Source organism: Exiguobacterium sp. MH3 (assembly GCF_000496635.1).
Classification (GTDB): Bacteria; Bacillota; Bacilli; order Exiguobacteriales; family Exiguobacteriaceae; genus Exiguobacterium_A; species Exiguobacterium_A indicum.
Window position 1 is genome coordinate 1,648,411 of sequence record NC_022794.1, and the last position, 22,921, is coordinate 1,671,331.

The window sequence follows — 22,921 nt, forward strand, 5'->3', positions numbered from 1 at the left end:
CTTGCATGCCCTAACAAAACAGCTAACTGAATACATGCTCGAGAAATATCGGTTAACCAATTATATACTCCATGAATCGTACTACGATCGACACAAACTGAACGACCAAACCGTTTACTCTTTTGAAACGTTTTGGATTCCCTCTGGTACATCGATCATCGAGGAAGAGGATGGCGTGATGCTTCCTAAAGGAACCGTGCAGATTACAATTGAACCTGTCACGAAACGAACGACGACGTTATCCTTACACGGTCCGACCTATCTCCATTCCGTGCCTGACGATTTACGTGATCCAACCACTCGGATCGCTTGGCTCGAATCAGAGACCGACATGATCCATGGTACGCATTTTATGCTCGAAGAAGAAAACGACACTTTTTTCAGTTATGTGAGTTGTCACGAAGGGATTCGGCTGTCTCCCGGTTGTTTCATTCATCTGACGTTAACGGAAAACGGTCAGCTCGATGAGTTGTTCCTATATGGTCCTCATCCGCTTGATCATCGTGTGAATCAGGAACCTTTCACTTTAACGCTCGAGGACATCGACTCGCTAGCTAAACAACAAATAAAGTGGTTCTCCTATACAAAACCAGGACATCAATACGCGCATACTGTCGTCGAGACGATCGTGACGCAAGAAGGATCAAGCCTTGTGCCTAGTAAACTGGATTTCACGTCGTCTATCGAAGTGAATGATGTGTTATCTTGGACAGGTTTACCGTCAAAGATGCATGAACGGTATCCGTATCAGTCTGGAGAAACCGTGACGGCAAATGACGTGATCACGCAGACCGAACATCCTGATTTTCGTCCAATCCAGCAAGAGACGGTGAACGCTTGTCGCATCGTGATTAAAGACATCATTCAAAGCGAGTACCCTGCCGATTCAGGACAATGGATGATTCGTCACATCTACCGGCAACATCCCTACCTTGCTGTCACATTGTCACGCGCGCATCCGACGTCCTATGTTGATCAGCATCGGCGCGTCACGATTTTCCTTGACGAAAAGACGCTTCACTGGATTAGCTTGACCGACGATCAGGAACTCCATACCGTGTTCGATTCCGTTAGCGCACCGGAGCTCGAGGATGAGCAGCAAGACATCATCTTCAACGCATTACGTCCGTACCTTTTACTCACGCCGCGTTATGTGTTTGCCGCTTCAAAAGGTCAATACGTTCTTTGTGGCTTGCTTGATTCAAATCATGCTTACTTACCGGCAACAAATGAAGTCGTTTTATTGCGCAATCTATAAAGTGAAGATAGATACGAAGGAGTGAACGAGTTGCATCCATTAACGAAAGATTTAATCTCCCATATTCAAGATAAATATCAACTGAACGATTATGTTTTACATGAATCCTTCTATCACCGCGAAAAATTTCATGGTGAAACGCAGTATTCGTTTGAGACATGTTGGTTCCCCATCAATCACGGTCCATGGTCTGAAGACGAGAGTTATCCAGACGGTACGATTGAGATCCAAGTCGATACAGTTACACGACGAACGACATCAATCAACAAACATGGTGATGTCACAATTTATTCTCTTCCAGAGGACTTGCGTGATTCAGACACACAGACTTCCTGGCTAGAGCAAGAGTTAGGAATGACGTTCGACCAGGAGTTCATGTTACTGAAGCACCAAGATTCGCTGTATCAGTATGTCAGCTGCCAAAACGGAATTCGCCTCTTCCCTGGTTTTTTCATTTCGCTTGAATTGACGGACGACGGAGCGCTTGATTTTTTCAGTGTGTATGGAACCCCCGCCCTGAGCAACAAGTATCCGACTGAATCGTTTTCACTGGCACCTGTTCAAATCACACCGATCATTACAGAACAGATACGGTTCTTTTCAGCTCCTGGTGATCAACAACGAATACAGGCGCATACAATCGAGGAAATCTTTGTTTCTCAAAACGACTCGCTCACGTATCCCTTTAGTGATCCAGACACTTCGTCCGTTGCCATGAACGAGATCGTGACATGAGACAAACCATCTACGTTCTCCTACACGCGCAAATTGATTAAGCGGAGAGACGCCGTCACGGCACGCGATGCCGAAGCTCAAACGCCACACCCGGATTACCGACCGTTGACCGATGGGACATTGATGACTTGTAAGTCAATTGCTGTAGACCTCATCGCTGCAGAGTATCCTAAGGAGTCAGGAGCGTGGACGATTCAGGAAATCTATCGGGATTTTCCATTCATTAACGTGAAAGTACGCCGGACTCATGACGACCCAAATCTCGCTCATAAACGTCGTTTGACGATTCTCCTGATTGAAGAAACTTATGAAGTCAGCCTAATCGTTGATAACGAGTCGATTATCGCGCTCTACCATGACTCGTTACAACCGTTGCCTAATAGCGTGCCCAAAGAAGCCATACGTGACGCACTCATGCCTTATCTAACATTAAAGCCATATTATGTCTTCGACCAGGCGCTCGATCAGTACGTCCTCTGCGGACTACTCGACTCCGTTCATGCTTACTTACCGGCAACGAACGAAGTCGTTTTATTGCGCGACTTATGAGTTAGTTCAGCCATTGATCTATCCGATTCCTTATTGCTTTTGGAAGAACGATTCGTCTCAGCTGTTCCAGTCGCTCATGGTCCACTTCCTGTTTCGTGAGATACTGTTCAATCATCGCGACCTTTTGTTCCCGTCCCGGAATCAGATGATAGATGACGTACCAATCGATGAGTGCCATGAACGGACGTCCAGTTGAATCGATTGATTGTTCATCAAACGGATAGATGAACACGCCCTCACCATGACGAATCTGCAGTCCGCTCATCAAATCGATATCGATTCCTTCGATGATAAATTCCTGGAACACTTCCGTCGCATAAAGTGACGTCTTGTCTTGTTCGACGACAGTCCCCATGTCCGCCAACAGTTGGACTGCTCGTTCGGCGTCCGCTAATGCGACGACGAGATCAATGTCGAGAGGAGTGACAGGCAGTCCATGGTGGTGTAACAATAATGAACCACCGATCCCAAACTGAATCCGTTCTTGCTGCAAACACGCGACGACTTTTTCTAAGACTTGCTCAAGACTCATCGCCGGAACCCCGCTGCTCGAAACGGTCCTTCCATCGAAATCGTAAAGATGATTCGAGCAATTTCATCCGGTGATGTCTCGTTTGGGTGGCTCAACCAGGATTCGATGACACCGAGATGGGCGGCTGAGAGATAGGCAATGAGATAATTTTCTGGAACAAGGCGTTCTCCTTGTTCCGGTAGTCCCGAGAACAGAATCTGTTGCATGTAATCACGGACCTGCTTCCGAAACATCCCGTCACTCGTCGGACTGAGTAAGATCCGCATCAGCGTCCGGTGTTCATAAAGAAACGTTAGAAACGGGATGATTCGTCGGTATGGTGAGTCCTCCGTTTTGTTGATCAGGACGAATGGAATCTCGCGTTCGAACGTCGCTTCGATCTTTTCAAAAACCTCATTCGTCATCCGCTCGAGCAGTTCGTATTTATCCGCGTAATGATGGTAGAACGTCCCGCGATTGACTTCCGCCCGTTCCGTCAACAACTTAATTGTCACGGCGTCAAATCCAACTTCGTCGATCAGCTGAAGGAACGTCTCGCGTATCCTCCGGTCGGTCCGGATAACGCGTAAATCCTGTTTTTTCATCGAAATCGCCTCTTTCTTCAACATTTTATCGAGATGTGTCGCTTAAGCGACAGATGAACGTTAACTGGTCATTGCTCCCAGTTTCTCTCCCTTTTATAATGAAATTAATCAACACGTTGTTCAATAATTATTTCATAAAAGGAGGGAGAATACGATGGATCTACGATTACAAGGTGTATCAAAATCATTTCATCAACAGAACGTCCTCCAACAGATTGATCTTTTGATTCCGTCCGGTGAAATTTGTGGTTTGCTCGGTCCGTCAGGTTCCGGAAAGACGACATTGATTCGTTTAATGATTGGTGCAATCCAAGCAGACGCAGGTTCGATTCAGATTGGCGACACTTCGATACCAAATTTCAAGATGTTATCGCAGATTGGTTTCATGCCACAAAACGATGCCTTATACGAGGATTTATCTGGCCTTGCGAACCTGCAATTTTTCGGTTCCTTATACAATATGTCCCGTCAGGATTTAGCAAAACGAATCGACGAGGTCTTGACACTCGTCGATTTAACGAATGATCGAAAAAAGCTCGTTCGCCATTATTCCGGCGGGATGAAGAAACGATTGTCCCTCGCCATTTCGATCCTGCATCGCCCTAGCGTCCTATTTCTGGATGAGCCGACCGTCGGGATCGATCCCGTGTTACGTCGCCAGATTTGGAATCAATTCCAAGCGATCCGTACGCAAGGAACGACGATCGTCGTTTCGACCCACGTCATGGATGAAATCAACGAATGCGACCGGGCAGCACTGATCTATAACGGTCGGATCATCGCCTACGATCCGCTCGACCGTTTACTTGCGCAGACTGAAAACGGTCAAATCGAGGAACTGTTCCTGCTCGCTGGAAAGGACGTGACGTAATGTGGCAACTCGCACGACGGGTCATCCGTCAAACGTTGAACGATAAACGAAGCGTCGGACTGATTTTGCTTGCTCCATTACTAATCTTCACCTTGATCTATTTCCTACTTGGAAACGATGATTACACGCCTGTCGTCGCTATCAGTCAAGATGTACCGGCTCCAGTCTCTCAAGCGATCGAAAAACAGGATTTGTCGATCAAAACGTATAATGGCAGCGATGCTGACGCCTATCTCAAGAATCATGAAACGGTCGACGTCGTCTTAGAGATGAGCGACAATCAGCTGTCCTTAAGTCTCCGCGAACCATCGACGAAAAGTTCGAAAGCACTACGAGAAATCCAAACTGGATTGGCATCGCTGCAACCGACGATGCAACTCGAGACGAACTATCTGTACGGAGATGTTGATCAATCGACCTTTGATGCGCTTGGCTTCGTCTTTTTATCGCTGTTCTCATTCTTCTTCGTCTTTATCTTGTCAGCAATGGCTCTCGTCAAGGAACGCAGTGGTGGAACGCTCGAGCGGTTGATGATGACACCGATTCGCCAAACCGACGTCATCTTCGGCTATACGCTCGGTTATAGCGTCTTCGCCTCCATCCAGGCAATTCTTGTCGTCCTGTACGCGACAACCGTTCTTGACTTACCGTCTGAAGGTTCGATCATCTGGGTCTTCCTGACGATGCTTGGACTTGCCGTCGTCGCGGTCTTGTTCGGCGCAACAATTTCGATCTTTGCCCAGTCTGAATTACAAGTCGTCCAATTGATTCCTTTTACGATCATTCCGCAGATTTTCTTCTCGGGTTTGATTCCGCTCGATCTAATCCCGTACGGACTCGGTAACATCGGATATATCACCCCAATTTTCTACGGAGCGAGTGCGATCAAAGAGGTGCTCGTCTACGGCAATGGGTGGTCAAGTATCTGGCCGTACTGGCTCGGACTATTCCTTTATGGAGCAGCACTGTTCCTCTTAAACATGCTCGCCCTTAACAAGTATCGCGGACACCAAAAAAGACACGGCTGATTACACAAGCCGTGTCTGAGTTTGCTCAAGCTGTTCAAGGAAAACAGTCCGTCGAGAGGAATCGAGTGTCTGCTCCGGAATATCAGCATACCGAACGAGCTGATACATCTCTTGCGGAACCGAGACCTCTAAACGTATAAACCACTCCGTCAGCGTCTCATATGTCCGCCGTTGTTGCGCTGGAGTAAGTGACCGATTGAAAGCGCGCACCGCTTCACGAATTTTTGAATCAAGAATGCGTTCTTCTGATGAGGACTGGACTTCAGGCGTAAGCGGAAGCGATAGAGCAGTTCGCTTCGGTCGATGACTTGATGAGAATAACCACTGCATGCGGTTGAATCGTTGTCGACGATTCAGGTAGAAGATGATCACTAAAGCGACCATCCAAGGAGCTATACGTGCAATTTGATTAATCGTATCTGTCAAGAAACCTTTCCCAAGCTCAATCGGTTTTTTCTTTTTAGGTTCTTTCCGATATCCTTCGTGCCCGCTTTTGGAAGAATCCGGTTGTTTGATGATGTGTTCTTCTTTCACATAGATGACTTTTTTAGTCGATAAAATCTTGCCCGGAATATATACCCAGTTTCCTGTCGATTGATCAATCGGCGGATCGATCAATGCTTGATACGATAATTTTACACCCATGACGCCTAAAAATAGGACTAGGCACGTCAAAAAAGTCATTCCAATGATTCGACGTCTCATTTCATACTGCACCTCCAAACCGACTTAAAATCCTTGACACAAGACCTTTTCCCATATGTTACCATGAAAGGAGGCGATTCAGATGAGTTACGAAAAAGTATTTCAAATGCCGATGCAGCAGCTGTATCAGGTATACCGTCAAAAAGTCGAGCGCAAACAACGGACGCAAGACGAGCTTGATGACGTGCTGTTCTGGTTGACCGGACACACGCAATCAACTCTTGAACAAGCCATACAAACCCAAACTGTCGCAGCCTTTTTCGAGCACGCACCCGACCTGAACGAACGCCGATTTTTAGTCACTGGCGTCATCTGCGGGATTCGTGTGGAACATCTAACGGATCCGCACATTCGTAACATCCGGATTCTCGACAAACTCGTCGATGAGTTGGCGAAAGGAAAAGCGTTAGCTAAAATCTTACGATAAGGAGGAATGCTGATGTCTACTTTACTCAGTACACTGGCGATCCTCGTCATGGTGACCAGTGTGACCTATTTCATCGTCTATCAAGTCAAACGAAATAAAGGAACCCATCGTTCACCCGTCTATCGACTTGCTTTTAGTGGTCTGTTGGTCGGCTTGATGGTCAGTTATTTTTTGTTGACGTGAGTCGTGATTTTTAGTTTTTGATTTAAACAATAAAATCATCAATACAGTATTTGAAATAATGAAGGGGGTATACGCTTGAAACTTCGAAAATGGATTCTTCCACTTTTATTGCTCACCTGTCTCGCATCACCGAATGCTGCGACGTCGTATGTAAAATGGACGGTCGCTCCAACGGGTCACTATCTCGAACGTCTTCAAGCGGCTGACATTCCTTATAAAGTCCGCCAACACACGCTTTACATTCAAGAAAAGGATCTGCGCCGCGTCACGTCGTGTTGTACGTAACAGCCATCCAAAAACCCCTCATTTCGAGATGAAATGAGGGGTTTTTATAGTAACTAATTAGCGGATTGTTTTTAACGCCGTTGCCCACGGAATGACTTGATCGAGCATTTGGTTGACCGATGTTTCTTGAACGGCTGCCGCTTTTAAGACCGATCCGTTCTCGAAATCCGTGAACAAGGATAACGCCGGATGCACCCGGACATCAGCAATCAATAATTCACCGAGGATACCGCGCAGGTGTTCTGCTGCCCGCGCTCCACCGACGGAACCGTAAGAGACGATCCCTGCCGCTTTATTGTTCCATTCGACTCGTAAATAATCGAGCGCATTCTTGAGTGACGCTGCGATTGAGTGGTTGTATTCCTGGACGATGAAGACGAATCCGTCTTGTGCCGCGACATCCTTCGACCAATCAGCAGCACCAGACGCATCCCCGTCCTTTTCACCTAGGAGCGGTAATTTGTAGTCGGCGATATCAAGAATCGTATAGTTCGCATCCCCCCGTTGATCCGCGAGTTGTTTGACCCAGTTCCCGACTTGTGGGCTGAGGCGTCCTTCACGTGTGGATCCTAAGATGATACCAATGTTTAATTTCTCCATTTTCATTTCCTCCTCTTGTTTAGATGCGGTTAGTTACGTTATCGTAATGTTCTCTTATAGGTATTCTTTTTCGATCTTGCGCGTACTCCGGACCGTATCGATCGGACGGACCATTTGTTCGATCTGTGCCCGTTGTGGCTCGAGGAACGGTGGTAACGACAATTTCTCCCCGACCGTTTCGTATGGCTCATCACCCATGAAACCAGGACCATCTGTTGCCCATTCGAACAAAACACCGCGCGCGACACGAGCGTAGAGCGATTCGAAGAAAAAGCGATCGACGTAACCGGACGTGTTGAAGCGTAGCTGTTGCATCCGCTCGATCCATTCTTGTAAGGCAGCCGTATCTTCAACGCGGAAGGCGACGTGGTGCACCGTTCCGAATCCTTGACGTCCGCTTGGTAGAACGACGTTATGCTCAACGATGACTTGGGCACCATTTCCGCCTTCACCCATCTCGAACAAGTGCAGGGAACCCGCTTGATCGACTTCGCGCATCAACATCGCTTGTTCAAGTACCGCTTTTAAATTGTCGAATTCCGCGATCCGGATGTGAATTGGACCGAGTCCCGTGATCGCGAACTCGAGGGGTACCGGACCGTTTTGCCACGGTGTGCCGGAAGCGACACCTTGATTATGCTCGTCAGAGATCAACATGTATTGTTGCTCATCGAAATCGACGAACGAGAGCGTCTGCTTGCCGAATTGTTCTTTGATACCACGGTGCTTGACGTCGTATTTGTCAAAGCGTTTAATCCAGTATTCGAGTGCGGCATTCGTCGGAACACGGAACGCTGTCTTAAAGATTTCATTCGTTCCGTGTGACCCTTTTTGAATACCAGGGAAATCAAAGAACGTCATATCCGTGCCGGCAGATCCTTTATCATCGGCGAAGAATAAATGGTACGTTTGAATGTCATCTTGATTGACGGTCTTCTTGACCAATCGCATTCCTAAGACGTTCGTAAAGAAGTCATAGTTTTTTTCAGCACTGCTCGTAATCGCTGTCACGTGGTGGATTCCTTTTAGTTCATTCATGAAAAATCGCTCCTTTAATGGTTATTATCTCGAATTCGAGATATCAGTCTAAAAAATTTTTATTGTTTTTTTGCTTGATAGCCGATCGTTTTGGCTGTCTCGATGAATGCTTCGAGGTCTGACGGGGCTATTCCTTGAAATACTTGATTGATTGCTTGCTCGTGCTCCGGAAAAATCGTTTCCATCAATTGTTGCCCTTCAGAGGTCAGTTCCGCAAATGTCACACGCCGATCCTCTGGACATGCTTTTCGGACAACGTAATTCTTCTTTTCGAGCTTATCGATGACATAGGTGATGCTACTGCTCGTGATCAAGACTTTTTTCCCAATCAATTGAATCGGTTGCCTGCCCCTGTGAAACAGCAACTCAAGAACCGAAAAATCCGTCGGGTTCAACCCCCATTGCGCAACATCCTTCTTGATGACTTCATGTAACGCATCGACTGCGCGCACCATGACCGTCAATGCTTTCAAGTTCGGATTCGGTCGTGTCATTTCGTTCACCTCTTTTGTATCTTTAATTCATATATCTTTAATTCGAGATAAATATACCATCCTGATTTTTGTTCGTCAACTGTTTTGGCTACTATTTATATAAACTTGATGCGTAACAAACTAAAAAAAACTGAGCCGAAGAAAAATTTCGGCTCAGATGGGATGAATCACATGGTTTTTAAAATAGCTTGAATGTTAGACCCAATCAACGAGATCAGCGATGGCTTGACGCGTTTGCGCATGCGCCGGTGCTGCATTTCGGTAACCGAACGCGACCATGACGGCGACATTCAGATTATCCGTCAGGTGTCCTTCATCACGTAACAGCTGTTCGACGGCTTTTTGGTCGAATCCTTCCATCGGGCACGAATCAATCCCGATCTGTGCCGCACTGGTCATCATGTTACCGAGCGCAATGTATGTTTGTTTTGCCGACCAATCCCGCATGGCGCGCTTGGATGACACAAGATCGAAGTCGGCTTCCTGGAACTGCCGATAAAATGAATGACGACCTTTCTGTGCTTCAGGCGTTAATCCGATCACATCTTGCATCATATGGTTGATGTAAGGCGCGTCAAAATGCATGTCCTGTTCATTTCGAGCCAAGAGGATGACGAAGTGGCTCGCTGTCTCGAGTTGTCCGGTAGCGCCCCACGCAAACGGTGCAAGACGCGCACGAAGTGACTCATCTTGAATGATAAGAAAACGCCACGGTTCGTAGCCAAACGATGACGGTGAAAGACGTCCCGTTTCGAGAATGAAAGCAAAATCATCTTCCGGAATCTGTTTGTCCGCAAATCGTTTTGTCGCGTGACGGAAGGCGAATGCCTCGAGAATCTGTTGTTTTCGTAAATCGGTAGTCGTTTTAGTTAACATGTTCTAGCCTCATTTCGTATGATAGTGACATCTGAAGTGTATGCCGCTTCCTAACAAGCGACAAGTACGCACTTTGAAGTGACATACTATCAATCATGTAACTAAAGGAGACGATCCACATGCCAATCGAAGACAGTTGTGTCTTTCTGAATACCTATTCTTGCGCGACGGCAGCGACGGTTGAAGTGATCGGTGGAAAATGGAAAGCCATCCTGATCTATCAATTGCTTGACGGTCCGCTTCGCTTTTCAGAACTATTGAAGACCTCCGAATCCATTAGTCCGCGTATCTTGACCTTACAATTACGAGAACTCGAGTACGATGGGCTGATCCAACGTGTGACATACGCAGAAGTGCCACCTCGGGTCGAGTATTCGCTTACCCCACTCGGTGAGACCCTTCGTCCACTCGTCCTGATGATGAAACAATGGGCGACCGAACACATGTCTAGCGTGCTCGAACATCGTGCTACAGGAGAACTCGTTCGATGACGTTCTCACTATATGAAGCGCATCTACCGGTAACTGATTTACATCGATCGATTGTATTTTACGAATCACTCGGATTAACCTTTGATCATACCGTTGACGATCGAATCGCATTCTTATGGATTGAACCTGGAAAAAGTTGGCTTGGACTTTGGCTTAGCGAGCATGCGAACACACCGTATCATCCTTCCATCCGACACATCGCTTTAACTGTCGATATCGACTTTTTACGGAATGCTCCGAATTGGTTGCGCGAGCGTCAAATCGAACCACGCGCTGCATTTGGATTTGGACCAGATGAGCCCTTCGTGATGACACATACGGATTACGCCCATGCCAAACTGCATTTCAATGATCCGGATGGCAATAGTCTTGAATTCATCTGTCACTTACCGAATCTGAAACGACTATCGAAGAAGATGTCACTCTTAGAGTTCGAGACGCTAACGTTCACTTAATGTAACATCCATACAACGCGTGTCCTTCGCCTAATCGATAGTAATCGGTCCCAGAAAGAATATACGCCGTATCGTTAGGTAATCCGATGGCATGATCCATTTGAGGCAGGTGTTCCTGAAATCGGGTTGCCCGTTTTTCCTGGTTCAAGTGCGGACAGAGACAACCGCTCAGCCAGCCTTGCCCCGTATCCAGGCTATAGTCCGTTCCGTCCTCACTCGTACGGATTCCGTATTCCATCGCATAGATTGCTCCAGCGCTGACACCGACGTACCATGTTCCACGCTTAACGGCTTGTTCAAGCAATACATCCATACCTTTTAGAGCAAGCGTCTGAACGAGTAACGGGTAATTGCCACCCCCGACATAAAGAATGTCGGCACGTTCTATTAATCGTCGTTGCGTCGCCATGGATTGTTCGTCGTCAAACAGCGTGACGACCGAGATGATCGCTCCAAGTGCTTCATATGTATCTCGAAATTGGTATTGGTATAACGATTCATCTCGACTTGCCGTCGGCAGGAAGACGATATGTGGCGCGTGTTTCGTCAGTTGAACGACATGTCGATTGATGAATTGGTGAGACGGAGCAACCAGTTGACCGCCTCCGATTAGCATGAGGTTCATCTTTTTTCTCCTCTGTAGCGACTTTTTAGAAAAAGGAATACAGTCCGTGTTCGTAATAATCAAATTCTCGTTTAGTCAGTCGCTCAAGACGGTAGCCTTCGTAAAAGGCATCAAGGGCTCGCGGATCATCGATGATTGGACTGATCGCAAGAGCGATATCATACCGCCGATCGCCCGGTCTCATCGCCCCGACATCAATGAACGACAGCGTTCCGTCCGTCGCGATTAACAGATTGTCCGTCGTACAGTCTCCATGAATCCAACTGGCAGTTATCGGCTCCGGACAGGAGGACTTTAATCATTTCAGTAAATCCATCGTGCCGGACGTCCAAGCAGATGCGACATAACGTTCCGCTGTCATAAGTCGTTCCGTTAACCACTCCTGTGACGTTCCCCCTGTCATGCGTTGATGAAACTGGAAAAGATACCTTCCGAACGATTGCCACAGCTGAATCCGTTGCTCGCTTGTCGCCTGTCTTAAGGCTGTCGTCAACGTCATCCCGTCTCGCCACTGCATCAAGAGATGGCTTTGCTGTTCCATCTTAAAAAAACCAACGTACTCAGGTAGGAACCCTGGTTCTCGTTGCATCCATTCGTCTAAGACAATTGCTTCTTCTGCGAGCCATCCTTGGTATCTCGCTTTCGTAGCAGTCTTTAGTAAGTAACTCCCTTTCTTTGCTTCAATCCGATACACAATCGAAGTTCCCCCTTGCTCACAAAGCTTTTCGACGTGCTCGATATCTCCCGTCAGTTGTTCAATCCGTACACGTGTCGCTTCCGTCATACCGTATATCCCGTGAACGGCACTGGCGTCGACAGTCGAATCCAGGTCGACGGTTTGCCGTAGACCGATGCGTCATCGAGGAAACGCTCCAGTGTTGTAACGGACGCGGTTTGCAACTTGACCATGAAATTATAGCTACCGGTCAAGCGGTGACACTCGACGACTTCTGGATGTCCTTTACAAAATTCAATCAAACCTGCGCAACGTGTCTCTTCGAACATGACAATCGCGAGTAACCCTTGCGCGAGTGCTTCTGGATTAATGACAGCACGGAACCCTTCGATGATTCCCGCGTCCTCCATTTTTCGGACCCGTTCGATGACGGCAGGTGCCGATAATCCGATCTGACGTCCGAGTTCCGACCATGGAATCCGGGCATCGTCTTGCAGAATCCGGACAATCTGTTGATCAATTTGGTCCATTTTTCATCTTCCCTTCGAATTAAAACCACTTTCTTCAAATTAACATGGAATCAAAGGAAAATATAGCCTTTTACTTTATTCTCCTCCTGTGTTCATCGAGGAGTATTTCTTATACTACTAACAGGAGGTGATACTTATGGAACCAACCTGTGTCCGGTGCCAAGAGACGATTGAAACGACAGTCTATCAATGCTCGCACGCTTGTACATTTTGCGAACCGTGTACGAAAACGCTCGATCATATTTGCCAAAACTGCGGGGAGATGCTCGAACCCGTCACACCATTCGCGACTTAAAAAGACGGATGCCTCGGCACCCGTCTTTTGTCTATTTAGATCGTCTCTTGTGATTGCCGCTCGGCTAAGCGCCCTTTTGCTTGTTCTTGATGCGGCTTGATCGCCGACTCCCCGAGTGCTTTCGCTAGACCTCGTGTTGGAAGATTGACATACATCGACTCATAATTGCTGACTTCGAACGTCTCATGGAAGATCCCGACCGCTTCTGATGTCCGTGCCTTCTGATTGAATCGTTTCCACGCCGTCAAATGACGGGAACCATGGGCATATGCCATCAATTCTTCCATCGAACGCCAATACTGAATCAACGTCACGGAACGCCAACCGACAAGTGACTCATGCGAAATCAGACCGACATCGTTTTCATAACATTCTTGTAGCATCGGTCCCATCGCCTGGACCGTCGGCAACCATTGCCGGACGGAACGCAAGCGATTGATTCGTAAACCGATGATGAACACGACGACGTCTTTGTTCGGAGTCGCAATGATCCGTTTCATGTCAATTTCCTCCTTCAAGGGTCTCAAGGGAAGCGTCACACCAATCGAGTAAAGCTCGTGTTTTCCGAATGCCATAATCAAGCGTCAATAACCAATAGACGGCATCATTCGAGTCCGGATAAGAACGAATCATCGCATCGATCGCTTGATACGTCTCAAGCCGTTCTTCGAGCAATCGCGCGTGCTCCTGAATTTTCTGCAAGGTGACCTCTTTTGAAGCATGTCGAGCGAAGTACAGCTTCAACAATAGGTCGTTCCGTTGCACCGGCAGTTCGACGGACGGTTCAGCGACCCACCGTGCGAGCTCCGCATGCCCGTTTTTCGTCAGGGCGAATTGTTTCCGTTCCCCATCCGTGACCTCTTCAACGATCAACCCTTCCGCCTCTAACCGTTTCAGCGTTGGATAGACTTGTCCGAAGCTGATTTTCCAAAAGTGATTCAAGCTCGTATCGATCGTATGTTTCATCTCATAACCAGACGTACATCCGCTTGCAAGAAGTCCGAGAATCGCATAACGGGTCATGTTTTCTTTTGGCATCGGTCCCTCCTATATCTAAAAGATACTATCTTTTAGATATAGTTCCCGTTCATTCAAATGCCAAACAGGAAATTTACTGGATGAAGCAGGAATTCTCGTTTTAAATTCGAATTCTTGTTTACATACTTAATTAAAAAGGAGTTCACATATGACATACGCTAAAGCTTCTCTCTTCTTTAGTTTGCTCGGTCTGCTCATCGCCTCTATGATTTTCCCACCGCTCAACTGGTCGTTCGGACCGAACTCGATGCTTACGATACCAATCGGACTTGTCATTTATCTGTTTGGAATCGGACTTGGGATCGTCGCCATCAAACGACGCGAATTGGGAATCCTCAAATACGTCAGTCTCGCCTGTGCCGTTCCGCTTGGTGTGTTATTACTGCTCTTTCTCGGTTTCATCTTCAGCGGACAGATTTAATCATTTTACAATAGTTGTTCATGAGACGTTTTCCTGCCTGCATCGAATGTCAGCTGATGGATTGCTGGACTCCCCATCGCGCCCAGCCATTCATTTGCCGGTCGTCCAGTGTAGTGTTCGAGCACTAACGCCAACACGAGACCATGCGTCGCGACGACCACTCGGTGGTGCGGATGGGTTTTACGTAGCTGATCGATGGCTGTTAGAGCACGATTACGTGCTATTTGATTCGACTCTCCACCACTTTGCGTGTAATCGTCATTTTGGAATGATCGCTTCAACAGTTCTTCTAGCCGTTCAGGCGATAAACGTTCGTCTGTTTCCTGAAAACGCCGTTCCTGAAACGCTGCCTCGTAGATCGGCAAACCTCGTTGCTCAGCAAGTGGGCGAACGGAGTCCATCGCTCGTTGCATCGGACTCGAATAGATGGCGTCAATCGGTATCACTTCAAAGAACGCCACTAGTTCCTGTGCTTGTTCTTGACCTGCATCCCTTAATCCTCGTCCTCGATCACTACCTGTTTTGATTGATTCGCAATGGCGAATGAAATAGATCGTCCTCATCGCAACTGGACCCACGTTCCTTCAGAAATCACGTCTACGTTCGAACCGATGACACGGATCGCTGTCGCGTCATCGATTGCGTACGCCGGATTCGTTAATGTCTCAGCCCAAGACTTGGCAGCTTGTAAACGATTGTCTGGTAACTGCGGATGATCGAGATGCGGGAAGATTGAAAAATCAACGAGACCTAATGTTGCGTCCGATTGTTCCGGCGTCTTTTTCCACCCAACGAAATCTGTTCCGATTCGTGGCGTAAGCACCATGCTACCGGCGCTCATCCCGACATAAACACCGGTCAGTTGCGGTAATAGTCGATCGAAGCCCGATTCGACGAACCAGTGATGTAGAAAGAGTGGATCACCACCATTAACGAGAATGACATCCGCTTGTTCGACCGCTGGTTGCCAAATAGTTGGATCAATTACCGAGACCGCTGATAATTCCAACAGACCGACTGACTTCCATCCTAAATCCACCATCGGTGCCTCATCTTTTCCTTGAATGAAGTTGACAGCGAGGTCCGTTCCTCTGCCAAATGCGTAGGAAGCTGTCGTGATCGCGATGGCATGGCATTCTTCAATCGGTTTTCCAAGCATCTCACGTAACGCTTTATGAATCGATGGATTTTGTATCCCACCGGACGTTAATAAATAGTCCATCATCGTACCTCCTGTCCTTTGCTTCAATTTACAATATTTGTGTGTTTCTGGTATTCTTACTTTTATTAACAACTTACTTCATCAGGAACTTTTCTCCATTTTCTTTCGTATCAAAACATACAGGCTCATATTTTGACCAATTTTTGTGAACGGGAGGCACATATGTATTCGATTCCTAGCTACTTTACACTCTACTTAAGAATCATGCTGACGGATAAGATTCCGGTCTTTTGGTCGTTGATTTTCCCGTTGATTCTCGCCTTTGTCTTCGGGTCACGCCTCGACTTCACCGAGAACAGTTTCCTCTCATTCCTCGCGCTCTTTTGGGGCTATATCTTGCTCTCGATTTACGTGAATGGCATCGGTCTCCAACTTGCCCGGATGCGGGAGCATGGTTTGATGAAGACGTATATCATGATTTCCGGTAGTAAGATTGGTTGTATTCTCGCACTCGTACTCGTTCAGCTCGTGTTTGCAGCCGTTAGTTTGTCGGTCTTTACGACGATCCTGATGCTTGTATTCGGCTTCTTCTCACCTTTGACGTTGTTACTCGCTTATCTCGTCTTGTTGCTCAGCATCCCGCTTGCTTTTGCAAGTATCGCCTTGACGATGCTTCCAGCAAAGATTTCGAGTATGTCGACATTGATCAACATCGTCATGTATCCCCTGTTCTTGTTCGCAAGTAACCAACCGGATCGTTGGTACAGTTACTTGAATCCTTTTTATGTCATGAAAACACTCGGTCTCGCCGTCTCTGAGCACGTTACGGGAGCATCGTTACTTATCTTGACCGTCGTACTCGTCGTTTATCTGTTACTTGGTCTATTCTCTGTCAAACGCTTTAATCTCATGTCATTACTGACCCGATAGGAGGATTCAGATGCACGTTCAACACGTTCGCTTCAACTATCCGAAATCACCTGATCTGTTACACGATGTCTCCTTTTCGCTTGTTCCCGGGAAACTGAACGTCTTGATCGGGATGAACGGTGCCGGGAAAACGACACTGTTTGATTGCATGACCGGTGCTTTACCGATCACGTCCGGAGAACTGGACTTACCCGATATTTCGGACATTCTCTATTTGACGCAATTCATCTATTACTCTGATGAATTAAAGGGCAAGGATGTCGCTGTCTTCGTCGGTCGGCTCGCCCGTTTGAAAGCATATCGCAAACAAGAAACCTATACACGTCACCTGAAACAGCCACGAGAGCTCGATCTATTCGCTCATCTGTGGGAAATGAAAATCGGTAAGATGTCCGCTGGCGAAAAGAAATGGTTGTTCGTGACCCTGTTGACGACAGTACCACGTTCGCTCTACATCTTTGACGAGCCAACGAGCGGGGTCGATCCGGCAACACGCCTTCATATCATGCGACGCTTCGAGCAGATGACAGCTAACGGTCAAACGTGCCTCTTCTCGACGCATCAATTACACGATCTATTACATACCGATGCCCACGTCATCTTCCTCCATCAAGGTCGTATTTTGTACGAAGGCGACTTCAAGGATTGGTTGAACCGATTCGAGACGACGGATCCGGACGTCGCGTTCGTTCAAATGTTGGAATTAGCAGGTTAATGGATTCTAAAAAACCGTTCAGGATACTCGTATTTCCTAAGTGGAACACAAGTATCCTGAACGGTTTTTATTGCATGTTTATTTTTTCGACTCCGCATACGCCTTGAACCGATCAAGGATCGCCTGCCAGCCCGCTTGTTGCATCTCAGACGGGTTCATCGTTTCGGCATCAAACGATTCGATGACTTCGGTCTGTTCCCCGTTCCGAGAGAAGTCGATCGTCACCTGACGACCATCCTCGAGGACATACGCAATGCGTTCGTAAGGAACGATTGTCTCGTATGTACCCGTGAAATCAAATCCCATGCTACCGTCTTTTGCTTCCATTCGATTCGTGAATTGACCACCGACCGTCAAATCATTCGTTGACGCTGTCGTATGCCAATCGTCAGACGCTGCGTTCCAGCGTTTGATGTCTTCCGGTGCGTTCCAAATCTCCCACACGGTCTCGATCGGACGGTCAATCACGGCTTGAATCGTTAGTTTCGTCATCTTTCTTCCTCCTTACTAATTGAAGTTCCCTCCCTATTTCGAGGACGACTAAATGAATTCCTTGTTATTTTCGATTAATTCAAGTGTTAATTTGAACGCTTTGTTTTCCATACCATGAACAATAGAATCGCCGGAACGAGACAGATGATCGCATCGGTAACGGTCGGCAGGCGTAACGCCGGACTGGTTAAAAACCGAACGCCTTCCACTGTCCAGATCGTTAGCATACAGGCGGTCAACGCTGCAAGCCGCCAGCGTCTCGGAATCCGGATCCAGTAAGCGAGGAGTCGTTCCGATAACTTCATTCTCATTCCACCTTTCGGACCGCTTTCAAGAAGCTTTGTTCCGTTTTATAGGAGGCGTCGCGCCACATGAAACGTTTCGTATGCTTGAACGTATTTTTTTCAAACTGGTTGCCAGAACTCGTTTTGAAGTAGTGGGCGACACTTAACGAACCGTCGAATGTGTTCCCGATGATTTTGTTGTCATGGACATCATGCTGGACGAGCAATTGACCACCCTCGAGCCTTTTCGTATCATTCCCGATCAGCTGATTTTGCTCGATCCGGACGCGTTTTGTACCACCTCGCTTCGTATCATACCCACCGATTGAAATCCCGGTGTAAACATTTTGCCGTACATCATTCTGGCGGACGATGACATCTTCTGCGTACCGTCCGGCATGTTCACTCGTCACCTCAATTCCGATATCACTCGCTTCGACGAGATTCTTCTCGATCGTCAAATTTTTCCCACCATCGACATAGATACCGGCTGCGCTGTATTCCTTCCCGTAAGCAGGATTGCCGTAGCTTGACGTCCGGTAAACACGATTTTCTGACACGACGCCCTCACGGACGTAGTCGTCTTTCTTCGATCGAGCAATCCCTTCATGTCCAATCAAATCAATGCCGATGTTGTCGTTATCCCGTACGACGTTCTTCGTCACGTGGAAATGTTTGACGTTTCCGTTTAAGACGAGGGCTTCGCTGAAACCAAGACGATTTTGTTCGACTCGGTTACCGGTGATCGACAGGTGACGAATCGCTCCCGTTCCGTAGACAGCGATGCCGTGTGCATTCCCGTCCCTCGCGAGCGTCTTGATGTCGCGAACCGTATTATCCTTCAACGTGATGTGGGATCCTGATCCTGTGACCAAAATGCCGATCGGTGTCGCGTCCGTTCGTTTCGACTGAACGGCTTCGATCGTCAGTCCTTGGATTGTCACATATTTTCGATTTTTTACCTGAACGATCGGTAAAGTTGCATCCCGATCTTTAATGTTTTCCCCATTTAAGACGACTCGTTCTTGTTTATAATTCCGAAAGACGATTGGATGTTGTTTCGTTCCACTTTGTCTGACGTTCAGCGTCTCGTGATACGTTCCCTTTCGCAAGTAAACCGTCGTACCCGCAGTCGCTTTTTGTGTCGCCTGTCGAATCGTTTTAAACGGCTGTTTCAACGTACCGGTATTTTTATCACTGCCGTTCGGTGCGACGTATAACGATTTTGCCGTCGATTCGGCCTCTTCACCCGTCGAGGCACAACCGACGAGCAGGACGGTTGCTAATAACCATTTGCCTTTCATGATTTCCTCCTTTATTTAGCGAGAACATTGTTGGTATAATCTAGGTATCATTTCTAATTTTTTTGAATATTTTAATTTTATCCCGATTCACTATGACTATGGAAAAGAGGAACACGTCATGAAATATGCGCTTTTATTCACCCTTCCCTTCTTGCTTGCTGGTTGCACAACGGAAGCAACCGTCCTTCCAAAAGAAACCGTCAAGATCAAGAAGTCTTCCTTTTCGATCACACCTTCTACCGCGAAGGACGAGTCGCAGCAACAGCAGACATTTTTCTTAACTGGTACACTCGATCGCCCCCTCCAGCTCAAAGCGATTCAATTTGACGATACAGAACCATCAGAGGTGCTGATCGACAAATCGATTCCTGCCGGTACATATGATCGCACGCCGTTCCAGTTGACGTATGATTTGAACCTACTCAACGATTCGCATGCCTTCACCTATTCGCTTGATGCGAAGAATGGTATTCCTGAGACGAAAACGGCCTATACCTTACCTCAAAACGTCCAGACTGACAGCGGTCAATTCAATGATCAAAAACAGACGAATGCTTCGTTCTATCCCTTACTCCTCAAACGCTATACGACAGGAGAATCGATCATCGGTCGCTCAATCGACACGTTATCCTCTCCTCACCTAAAGGTCAGAAAACAAGAAGGCGCGATTTTGATCTATTTGGCGAAATCACGATAAGGAGAACGGCGGACCGAGAAAAATTCCGCCGTTTTTTTAGTCCGCTATGACATGCGACATGTCAGCTTCTAATCGAATCACGGCTTCCCCATCCCTGTATTCGACGATCGTCAAACTCGTTCCATGAATGAACGGCGGATCCCATAAGGTCGCGAACGGCTTACGTTGAAGATATGTCAGCAAGATGTTAAGGAAGATGCCGTGGGTGACGATTAAGATGTTTTCGTCTTCTTCATGATCTGCCAGTCGTTCCAAAAACGATAGGATGCGCTCGCGGACCGCGTCAAAGGATTCTCCACTCTCCGGTATGTACGTATGCGGCGTTTGCCAAAATGCAGCATGAGCAAGCGGATGCGCGACTTCAATTTCCGCCGCCGTCCGTCCTTCCCAGGTTCCCATGTGCATTTCACGTAATCGATCGTCGATGGTGACCGGAATCGCTGGATCGAGATCCATCATTCGAACTGTTTCTCGGACGCGACCAATCGGGCTGATATAGAGGTGATCCAGATGAATTTCACGTAAGCGGTGACCAAGGTCCCGCGCATTTTGTCTGCCCTTTGCTGTCAGAGGAGAGTCTTCCCAGCCTTGCATTCGTTTTTCTAAGTTCCATTCCGTCTCGCCATGACGCGTAATGTAAAGTGTTGGCATCTGTTCCATCCTTTCGATTTCTAATTTCTTTCAAAAGTGTATCAAACTCTGGCTGCTTTTTCCTACGACTAGAGAAAACGAATCCAGAAGAGCAATTCACCAATCCGTTCGGTATGATGAAGATAGACCTAAAGGAGGAATTCGATGAATCGCCAAGAGATGATTGACCTTGCCAAACAAATCCGCTCAGATGAGGAACGTCCTCAAGTCACACCTCCGCATCCACCGCAAGCGACCACGACTACGCTACACGTGCCGACTTCAGTCGGAGATGTTCGAGTGTTGCGTCACTCACCGATTGATGCAGTAGAACCATTACCTGGATTCATCAGTTTCCATGGTGGTGGTTTCATCACCGGAACGCCAGAGATGGATGAACCATGGAATCTGTTTCTCGCTGAGACCGCCAACTGTCATGTTCTCAATATTGAGTATCCGTTAGCGCCGGAACATCCATTTCCTGTTCCGGTCCACGTCGCCTATGAAGTCGTTCAGTGGATTTTCCAACATGCTGATACGCTACGCCTCGATTCTTCACGCATCGCAATCGGAGGGCATAGTGCCGGTGGCAATCTCGCGACTGCCGTATCGTTATGGAACGCTGATCAGACAGATCCTGTGCCGCTCATCGCTCAAATTCTAGACTACCCTCCGCTTGATCTCGCGACGGATCCCGCGGATAAACCATTCTTTGAGGAAGCGATCCCCGCTGAACAGGCACGGCAGTTCAATGCGATGTACATCGCTCGTGCGGAAGACGCGTATCATCACCTCGCTTCGCCACTCTATGCGGCTCAACTCGATGCGTTACCACAGACTCTCGTCCTGACAGCGGAGCACGACTCGCTGGCGCAGGAGGCACGGCAGTATGCAAATCGCCTTCAGGCGGCAGGTGTCGTTGTTGAGCACCAGGAATTCGCTGGTCAAGCTCATGCCTTTACACACCACGGTGACTTAGACGTGGCGTTTCAGGCTTGGCACCGTATCGCGGATTACCTCAAGTCCGTCTATCGTTCGTAAGTATAAGAGGCTGACTCAAAAATCCGTTTCCATAAAGGTAATGGTGGCAGAATGATGATCTGCCACCCTTACCTCGTAACAAAAAGAATGACGCGTTTCACGCAACTCCTACAGGAAAATACGCCTCTTTGCGCTGTCAGAGACAAATAAGATCTGCTTTCTTGCTTGAATAAGGCAGAAAAGCTCCTTGTGTCTCGCCTGAGGGAAGGGCGTGAACAGACGCGTCGTTCTTTTTTGGAGTCAGCCTCTTTGTCTATTCAGTCTGCTTAATTGTTTACTCAGTGAGAAGCGAGTCAATCGGACTTTCTGGTGATCGCTGAATCAACCGCATGGTTGTCTCTTCCGGTCGATCACTGACGATCCACATCACGTCTGTTCTATTTTGGTAGGCAAGATTGAGCTGTTTCCCTTGCTTTTGAACGTGTACCTTCAATCCGTTGATGGTACGTAGCCGTTTTCCAAATCGTGCCGGAATCTGCTCACTTTTCAGTCGTGTCTCCATTACCGTATAATGACGATTCGTTACAAGTTGCGTCGTCATTTTTTTCTTGTTTCCTTCCCACGCTAGACTCCCTTCGATCGACTCGCCTTTCGTGGATTGATCTCGAATGAGATCCATCGAACTGCGTAACATCCAGTTCGACTTCTTTTCATAAATCATCAGCGAATCGTATCGTCCATCGATTACGCTTGCTAGCAGTAAATTATAGTCACCGAATCGCGCGTCCACTCGGAAATCGTCTTGCTTTAACGTATAGGTGGACTTGTCACTCAAGTCATATTTAAACTGATGTTCGGCCGTCTCTACAGCAGTCGGATAAGAGCCACTGTTGAACAAACTCGTACCATCAACGTGAATCTTTTCTTTCACCTCAACATTATTTTCCGGTGCGCACCCGCTGAGAAAAAGGAGTCCTAACATGAAAAGAGTGATCTGTTTTTTAGGTTTGATTCGTTTGATCGTTTAATC

General features: G+C 47.5%; 34 protein-coding genes and 1 pseudogene. 16 read left to right on the forward strand and 19 right to left on the reverse strand.

Features of this window, described 5'->3' with window-relative positions; all coding sequences use genetic code 11:
* Position 1 precedes the first annotated feature (1 nt).
* From U719_RS08790 to U719_RS08800, 3 genes are read left to right on the forward strand one after another with little or no spacing between them, the layout of a single operon-like run.
* Positions 2–1,258 (forward strand): hypothetical protein, encoded by a 1,257-nt coding sequence (locus U719_RS08790; protein WP_023468407.1) that lies wholly within the window; start codon positions 2–4, stop codon positions 1,256–1,258.
* 30 nt (positions 1,259–1,288) lie between these two features.
* Positions 1,289–1,993: a hypothetical protein gene (locus U719_RS08795; RefSeq protein WP_023468408.1), complete on the forward strand. Its 705-nt coding sequence runs from the start codon at positions 1,289–1,291 to the stop codon at positions 1,991–1,993.
* A gap of 33 nt (positions 1,994–2,026) precedes the next feature.
* The gene (locus U719_RS08800) at positions 2,027–2,542 is read left to right on the forward strand and encodes a hypothetical protein (protein WP_023468409.1); all 516 of its coding nucleotides are present in this window, start codon (positions 2,027–2,029) and stop codon (positions 2,540–2,542) included.
* A 1-nt stretch (position 2,543) separates the two neighbouring features.
* Here U719_RS08800 and U719_RS08805 read toward each other — a convergent pair whose 3' ends face one another.
* A complete protein-coding gene (locus U719_RS08805; protein WP_023468410.1) occupies positions 2,544–3,074 on the reverse strand; it encodes a hypothetical protein in 531 nt (176 codons plus the stop codon).
* Complete coding sequence (locus U719_RS08810) at positions 3,071–3,658, reverse strand: TetR/AcrR family transcriptional regulator (protein ID WP_023468411.1); 588 nt, start codon at positions 3,656–3,658, stop codon at positions 3,071–3,073. Before U719_RS08810 ends, U719_RS08805 begins: the two co-directional genes overlap by 4 nt.
* A 154-nt stretch (positions 3,659–3,812) precedes the next feature.
* Between U719_RS08810 and U719_RS08815 the strand changes: the two genes are divergently transcribed.
* On the forward strand, positions 3,813–4,529 hold the full coding sequence (locus U719_RS08815; RefSeq protein WP_023468412.1) for an ABC transporter ATP-binding protein: 717 nt from the start codon (positions 3,813–3,815) through the stop codon (positions 4,527–4,529).
* A complete protein-coding gene (locus tag U719_RS08820; protein ID WP_023468413.1) occupies positions 4,529–5,557 on the forward strand; it encodes an ABC transporter permease in 1,029 nt (342 codons plus the stop codon). The genes U719_RS08815 and U719_RS08820 overlap by 1 nt, the downstream gene beginning before the upstream one ends.
* Here U719_RS08820 and U719_RS08825 read toward each other — a convergent pair whose 3' ends face one another.
* On the reverse strand, positions 5,558–6,262 hold the full coding sequence (locus U719_RS08825; protein ID WP_023468414.1) for a hypothetical protein: 705 nt from the start codon (positions 6,260–6,262) through the stop codon (positions 5,558–5,560).
* Positions 6,263–6,344: 82 nt separating this feature from the next.
* On the opposite strand from U719_RS08825, the gene U719_RS08830 reads away from it, so the two are divergent.
* The 3 genes from U719_RS08830 (at position 6,345) to U719_RS08835 (ending at position 7,157) form a co-directional block, all read left to right on the forward strand.
* On the forward strand, positions 6,345–6,689 hold the full coding sequence (locus U719_RS08830; RefSeq protein ID WP_023468415.1) for a DUF2200 domain-containing protein: 345 nt from the start codon (positions 6,345–6,347) through the stop codon (positions 6,687–6,689).
* Positions 6,690–6,701: 12 nt separating this feature from the next.
* Positions 6,702–6,872: a hypothetical protein gene (locus U719_RS16845; RefSeq protein WP_023468416.1), complete on the forward strand. Its 171-nt coding sequence runs from the start codon at positions 6,702–6,704 to the stop codon at positions 6,870–6,872.
* 75 nt (positions 6,873–6,947) lie between these two features.
* Entirely contained in the window at positions 6,948–7,157 is a 210-nt protein-coding gene (locus U719_RS08835; protein WP_023468417.1) for a hypothetical protein, read from the forward strand.
* A 57-nt stretch (positions 7,158–7,214) separates the two neighbouring features.
* Here the strand turns inward: U719_RS08835 and U719_RS08840 are convergent, their stop codons facing one another.
* From U719_RS08840 to U719_RS08855, 4 genes are all read right to left on the reverse strand, one after another.
* Positions 7,215–7,757 (reverse strand): NADPH-dependent FMN reductase, encoded by a 543-nt coding sequence (locus tag U719_RS08840; protein WP_023468418.1) that lies wholly within the window; start codon positions 7,755–7,757, stop codon positions 7,215–7,217.
* Positions 7,758–7,811: 54 nt separating this feature from the next.
* The gene (locus tag U719_RS08845; RefSeq protein WP_023468419.1) at positions 7,812–8,795 is read right to left on the reverse strand and encodes a ring-cleaving dioxygenase; all 984 of its coding nucleotides are present in this window, start codon (positions 8,793–8,795) and stop codon (positions 7,812–7,814) included.
* Between the two features lie 59 nt (positions 8,796–8,854).
* Positions 8,855–9,289 carry a MarR family winged helix-turn-helix transcriptional regulator gene (locus U719_RS08850; RefSeq protein WP_023468420.1) on the reverse strand — a complete coding sequence of 145 codons (435 nt, stop codon included), beginning with the start codon at positions 9,287–9,289 and terminating at the stop codon, positions 8,855–8,857.
* Between the two features lie 195 nt (positions 9,290–9,484).
* Entirely contained in the window at positions 9,485–10,165 is a 681-nt protein-coding gene (locus U719_RS08855; protein WP_023468421.1) for an NAD(P)H-dependent oxidoreductase, read from the reverse strand.
* Between the two features lie 119 nt (positions 10,166–10,284).
* On the opposite strand from U719_RS08855, the gene U719_RS08860 reads away from it, so the two are divergent.
* Together U719_RS08860 and U719_RS08865 are read left to right on the forward strand one after the other, a co-directional pair.
* Positions 10,285–10,656, forward strand: a complete 372-nt coding sequence (locus U719_RS08860) for a helix-turn-helix domain-containing protein (RefSeq protein ID WP_023468422.1) — start codon at positions 10,285–10,287, stop codon at positions 10,654–10,656.
* Positions 10,653–11,111 (forward strand): VOC family protein, encoded by a 459-nt coding sequence (locus tag U719_RS08865; RefSeq protein WP_023468423.1) that lies wholly within the window; start codon positions 10,653–10,655, stop codon positions 11,109–11,111. Before U719_RS08860 ends, U719_RS08865 begins: the two co-directional genes overlap by 4 nt.
* Here U719_RS08865 and U719_RS08870 read toward each other — a convergent pair.
* The 3 genes and pseudogenes from U719_RS08870 to U719_RS08880 form a co-directional block, all read right to left on the reverse strand.
* A complete protein-coding gene (locus tag U719_RS08870) occupies positions 11,104–11,736 on the reverse strand; it encodes a Type 1 glutamine amidotransferase-like domain-containing protein (RefSeq protein ID WP_023468424.1) in 633 nt (210 codons plus the stop codon). The genes U719_RS08865 and U719_RS08870 overlap by 8 nt on opposite strands.
* A gap of 25 nt (positions 11,737–11,761) precedes the next feature.
* Positions 11,762–12,520 (reverse strand): annotated as a pseudogene (locus U719_RS17035) (aminoglycoside phosphotransferase family protein).
* The gene (locus tag U719_RS08880; RefSeq protein ID WP_023468425.1) at positions 12,517–12,942 is read right to left on the reverse strand and encodes an Lrp/AsnC family transcriptional regulator; all 426 of its coding nucleotides are present in this window, start codon (positions 12,940–12,942) and stop codon (positions 12,517–12,519) included. The pseudogene U719_RS17035 and the gene U719_RS08880 overlap by 4 nt, the downstream one beginning before the upstream one ends.
* Before the next feature lie 136 nt (positions 12,943–13,078).
* Between U719_RS08880 and U719_RS16625 the strand changes: the two genes are divergently transcribed.
* Positions 13,079–13,237, forward strand: coding sequence for a DUF1272 domain-containing protein (locus tag U719_RS16625; RefSeq protein ID WP_023468426.1), 159 nt, complete (start codon positions 13,079–13,081; stop codon positions 13,235–13,237).
* 35 nt (positions 13,238–13,272) lie between these two features.
* On the opposite strand, the gene U719_RS08885 is transcribed toward U719_RS16625, so the two are convergent.
* Together U719_RS08885 and U719_RS08890 are read right to left on the reverse strand one after the other, a co-directional pair.
* On the reverse strand, positions 13,273–13,737 hold the full coding sequence (locus U719_RS08885) for a DUF4188 domain-containing protein (RefSeq protein WP_023468427.1): 465 nt from the start codon (positions 13,735–13,737) through the stop codon (positions 13,273–13,275).
* A 1-nt stretch (position 13,738) separates the two neighbouring features.
* Positions 13,739–14,275 (reverse strand): PadR family transcriptional regulator, encoded by a 537-nt coding sequence (locus U719_RS08890; RefSeq protein ID WP_023468428.1) that lies wholly within the window; start codon positions 14,273–14,275, stop codon positions 13,739–13,741.
* Between the two features lie 148 nt (positions 14,276–14,423).
* Here U719_RS08890 and U719_RS08895 point away from each other — a divergent pair, with 148 nt between their 5' ends.
* The gene (locus U719_RS08895) at positions 14,424–14,696 is read left to right on the forward strand and encodes a hypothetical protein (protein WP_023468429.1); all 273 of its coding nucleotides are present in this window, start codon (positions 14,424–14,426) and stop codon (positions 14,694–14,696) included.
* Positions 14,697–14,701: 5 nt separating this feature from the next.
* Here U719_RS08895 and U719_RS08900 read toward each other — a convergent pair whose 3' ends face one another.
* Together U719_RS08900 and U719_RS08905 are read right to left on the reverse strand one after the other, a co-directional pair.
* On the reverse strand, positions 14,702–15,259 hold the full coding sequence (locus U719_RS08900) for a histidine phosphatase family protein (RefSeq protein WP_023468430.1): 558 nt from the start codon (positions 15,257–15,259) through the stop codon (positions 14,702–14,704).
* Positions 15,256–15,918, reverse strand: a complete 663-nt coding sequence (locus U719_RS08905; protein WP_023468431.1) for a Type 1 glutamine amidotransferase-like domain-containing protein — start codon at positions 15,916–15,918, stop codon at positions 15,256–15,258. Before U719_RS08905 ends, U719_RS08900 begins: the two co-directional genes overlap by 4 nt.
* Positions 15,919–16,080: 162 nt before the next feature.
* Here U719_RS08905 and U719_RS08910 point away from each other — a divergent pair, with 162 nt between their 5' ends.
* On the forward strand, positions 16,081–16,788 hold the full coding sequence (locus tag U719_RS08910) for a hypothetical protein (RefSeq protein WP_023468432.1): 708 nt from the start codon (positions 16,081–16,083) through the stop codon (positions 16,786–16,788).
* Positions 16,789–16,798: 10 nt separating this feature from the next.
* Positions 16,799–17,503, forward strand: a complete 705-nt coding sequence (locus tag U719_RS08915) for an ABC transporter ATP-binding protein (protein WP_023468433.1) — start codon at positions 16,799–16,801, stop codon at positions 17,501–17,503.
* 78 nt (positions 17,504–17,581) lie between these two features.
* On the opposite strand, the gene U719_RS08920 is transcribed toward U719_RS08915, so the two are convergent.
* The 3 genes from U719_RS08920 to U719_RS08930 all read right to left on the reverse strand — a co-directional run bounded on the left by U719_RS08920 (position 17,582) and on the right by U719_RS08930 (position 19,583).
* On the reverse strand, positions 17,582–17,995 hold the full coding sequence (locus U719_RS08920; protein ID WP_023468434.1) for an SRPBCC family protein: 414 nt from the start codon (positions 17,993–17,995) through the stop codon (positions 17,582–17,584).
* Between the two features lie 86 nt (positions 17,996–18,081).
* On the reverse strand, positions 18,082–18,300 hold the full coding sequence (locus U719_RS08925; RefSeq protein ID WP_023468435.1) for a hypothetical protein: 219 nt from the start codon (positions 18,298–18,300) through the stop codon (positions 18,082–18,084).
* 2 nt (positions 18,301–18,302) lie between these two features.
* On the reverse strand, positions 18,303–19,583 hold the full coding sequence (locus U719_RS08930) for a right-handed parallel beta-helix repeat-containing protein (RefSeq protein WP_023468436.1): 1,281 nt from the start codon (positions 19,581–19,583) through the stop codon (positions 18,303–18,305).
* A 118-nt stretch (positions 19,584–19,701) separates the two neighbouring features.
* On the opposite strand from U719_RS08930, the gene U719_RS08935 reads away from it, so the two are divergent.
* Positions 19,702–20,280, forward strand: coding sequence for a hypothetical protein (locus tag U719_RS08935; RefSeq protein ID WP_023468437.1), 579 nt, complete (start codon positions 19,702–19,704; stop codon positions 20,278–20,280).
* A 36-nt stretch (positions 20,281–20,316) separates the two neighbouring features.
* Here the strand turns inward: U719_RS08935 and U719_RS08940 are convergent, their stop codons facing one another.
* Positions 20,317–20,931 carry a histidine phosphatase family protein gene (locus U719_RS08940; protein ID WP_023468438.1) on the reverse strand — a complete coding sequence of 205 codons (615 nt, stop codon included), beginning with the start codon at positions 20,929–20,931 and terminating at the stop codon, positions 20,317–20,319.
* Positions 20,932–21,075: 144 nt separating this feature from the next.
* Here U719_RS08940 and U719_RS08945 point away from each other — a divergent pair, with 144 nt between their 5' ends.
* On the forward strand, positions 21,076–21,951 hold the full coding sequence (locus U719_RS08945) for an alpha/beta hydrolase (RefSeq protein ID WP_023468439.1): 876 nt from the start codon (positions 21,076–21,078) through the stop codon (positions 21,949–21,951).
* A gap of 274 nt (positions 21,952–22,225) precedes the next feature.
* On the opposite strand, the gene U719_RS08950 is transcribed toward U719_RS08945, so the two are convergent.
* Entirely contained in the window at positions 22,226–22,873 is a 648-nt protein-coding gene (locus U719_RS08950; RefSeq protein WP_158408697.1) for a hypothetical protein, read from the reverse strand.
* Positions 22,874–22,921: the final 48 nt, after the last annotated feature.

Excerpts from the sequence above, each read along its gene's own strand:
- U719_RS08885 (WP_023468427.1), bottom strand. The coding sequence starts at position 13,737 with ATGAAACGGATCATTGCGACTCCGAACAAAGACGTCGTCGTGTTCATC.
- U719_RS08935 (WP_023468437.1), top strand. The coding sequence starts at position 19,702 with ATGAAATATGCGCTTTTATTCACCCTTCCCTTCTTGCTTGCTGGTTGC.
- U719_RS08845 (WP_023468419.1), bottom strand. The coding sequence starts at position 8,795 with ATGAATGAACTAAAAGGAATCCACCACGTGACAGCGATTACGAGCAGT.
- U719_RS08820 (WP_023468413.1), top strand. The coding sequence starts at position 4,529 with ATGTGGCAACTCGCACGACGGGTCATCCGTCAAACGTTGAACGATAAA.
- U719_RS08910 (WP_023468432.1), top strand. The coding sequence starts at position 16,081 with ATGTATTCGATTCCTAGCTACTTTACACTCTACTTAAGAATCATGCTG.
- U719_RS08825 (WP_023468414.1), bottom strand. The coding sequence starts at position 6,262 with ATGAGACGTCGAATCATTGGAATGACTTTTTTGACGTGCCTAGTCCTA.
- U719_RS08890 (WP_023468428.1), bottom strand. The coding sequence starts at position 14,275 with ATGCCAAAAGAAAACATGACCCGTTATGCGATTCTCGGACTTCTTGCA.
- U719_RS08950 (WP_158408697.1), bottom strand. The coding sequence starts at position 22,873 with ATGTTAGGACTCCTTTTTCTCAGCGGGTGCGCACCGGAAAATAATGTT.
- U719_RS08850 (WP_023468420.1), bottom strand. The coding sequence starts at position 9,289 with ATGACACGACCGAATCCGAACTTGAAAGCATTGACGGTCATGGTGCGC.
- U719_RS08940 (WP_023468438.1), bottom strand. The coding sequence starts at position 20,931 with ATGCCAACACTTTACATTACGCGTCATGGCGAGACGGAATGGAACTTA.
- U719_RS08945 (WP_023468439.1), top strand. The coding sequence starts at position 21,076 with ATGAATCGCCAAGAGATGATTGACCTTGCCAAACAAATCCGCTCAGAT.
- U719_RS08815 (WP_023468412.1), top strand. The coding sequence starts at position 3,813 with ATGGATCTACGATTACAAGGTGTATCAAAATCATTTCATCAACAGAAC.
- U719_RS08895 (WP_023468429.1), top strand. The coding sequence starts at position 14,424 with ATGACATACGCTAAAGCTTCTCTCTTCTTTAGTTTGCTCGGTCTGCTC.
- U719_RS08920 (WP_023468434.1), bottom strand. The coding sequence starts at position 17,995 with ATGACGAAACTAACGATTCAAGCCGTGATTGACCGTCCGATCGAGACC.
- U719_RS08915 (WP_023468433.1), top strand. The coding sequence starts at position 16,799 with ATGCACGTTCAACACGTTCGCTTCAACTATCCGAAATCACCTGATCTG.
- U719_RS08860 (WP_023468422.1), top strand. The coding sequence starts at position 10,285 with ATGCCAATCGAAGACAGTTGTGTCTTTCTGAATACCTATTCTTGCGCG.
- U719_RS08855 (WP_023468421.1), bottom strand. The coding sequence starts at position 10,165 with ATGTTAACTAAAACGACTACCGATTTACGAAAACAACAGATTCTCGAG.
- U719_RS08865 (WP_023468423.1), top strand. The coding sequence starts at position 10,653 with ATGACGTTCTCACTATATGAAGCGCATCTACCGGTAACTGATTTACAT.
- U719_RS08925 (WP_023468435.1), bottom strand. The coding sequence starts at position 18,300 with ATGAAGTTATCGGAACGACTCCTCGCTTACTGGATCCGGATTCCGAGA.
- U719_RS08905 (WP_023468431.1), bottom strand. The coding sequence starts at position 15,918 with ATGGACTATTTATTAACGTCCGGTGGGATACAAAATCCATCGATTCAT.
- U719_RS08830 (WP_023468415.1), top strand. The coding sequence starts at position 6,345 with ATGAGTTACGAAAAAGTATTTCAAATGCCGATGCAGCAGCTGTATCAG.
- U719_RS08805 (WP_023468410.1), bottom strand. The coding sequence starts at position 3,074 with ATGAGTCTTGAGCAAGTCTTAGAAAAAGTCGTCGCGTGTTTGCAGCAA.
- U719_RS08840 (WP_023468418.1), bottom strand. The coding sequence starts at position 7,757 with ATGGAGAAATTAAACATTGGTATCATCTTAGGATCCACACGTGAAGGA.
- U719_RS08900 (WP_023468430.1), bottom strand. The coding sequence starts at position 15,259 with ATGAGGACGATCTATTTCATTCGCCATTGCGAATCAATCAAAACAGGT.
- U719_RS08880 (WP_023468425.1), bottom strand. The coding sequence starts at position 12,942 with ATGGACCAAATTGATCAACAGATTGTCCGGATTCTGCAAGACGATGCC.
- U719_RS08930 (WP_023468436.1), bottom strand. The coding sequence starts at position 19,583 with ATGAAAGGCAAATGGTTATTAGCAACCGTCCTGCTCGTCGGTTGTGCC.
- U719_RS16845 (WP_023468416.1), top strand. The coding sequence starts at position 6,702 with ATGTCTACTTTACTCAGTACACTGGCGATCCTCGTCATGGTGACCAGT.
- U719_RS08810 (WP_023468411.1), bottom strand. The coding sequence starts at position 3,658 with ATGAAAAAACAGGATTTACGCGTTATCCGGACCGACCGGAGGATACGC.
- U719_RS16625 (WP_023468426.1), top strand. The coding sequence starts at position 13,079 with ATGGAACCAACCTGTGTCCGGTGCCAAGAGACGATTGAAACGACAGTC.
- U719_RS08870 (WP_023468424.1), bottom strand. The coding sequence starts at position 11,736 with ATGAACCTCATGCTAATCGGAGGCGGTCAACTGGTTGCTCCGTCTCAC.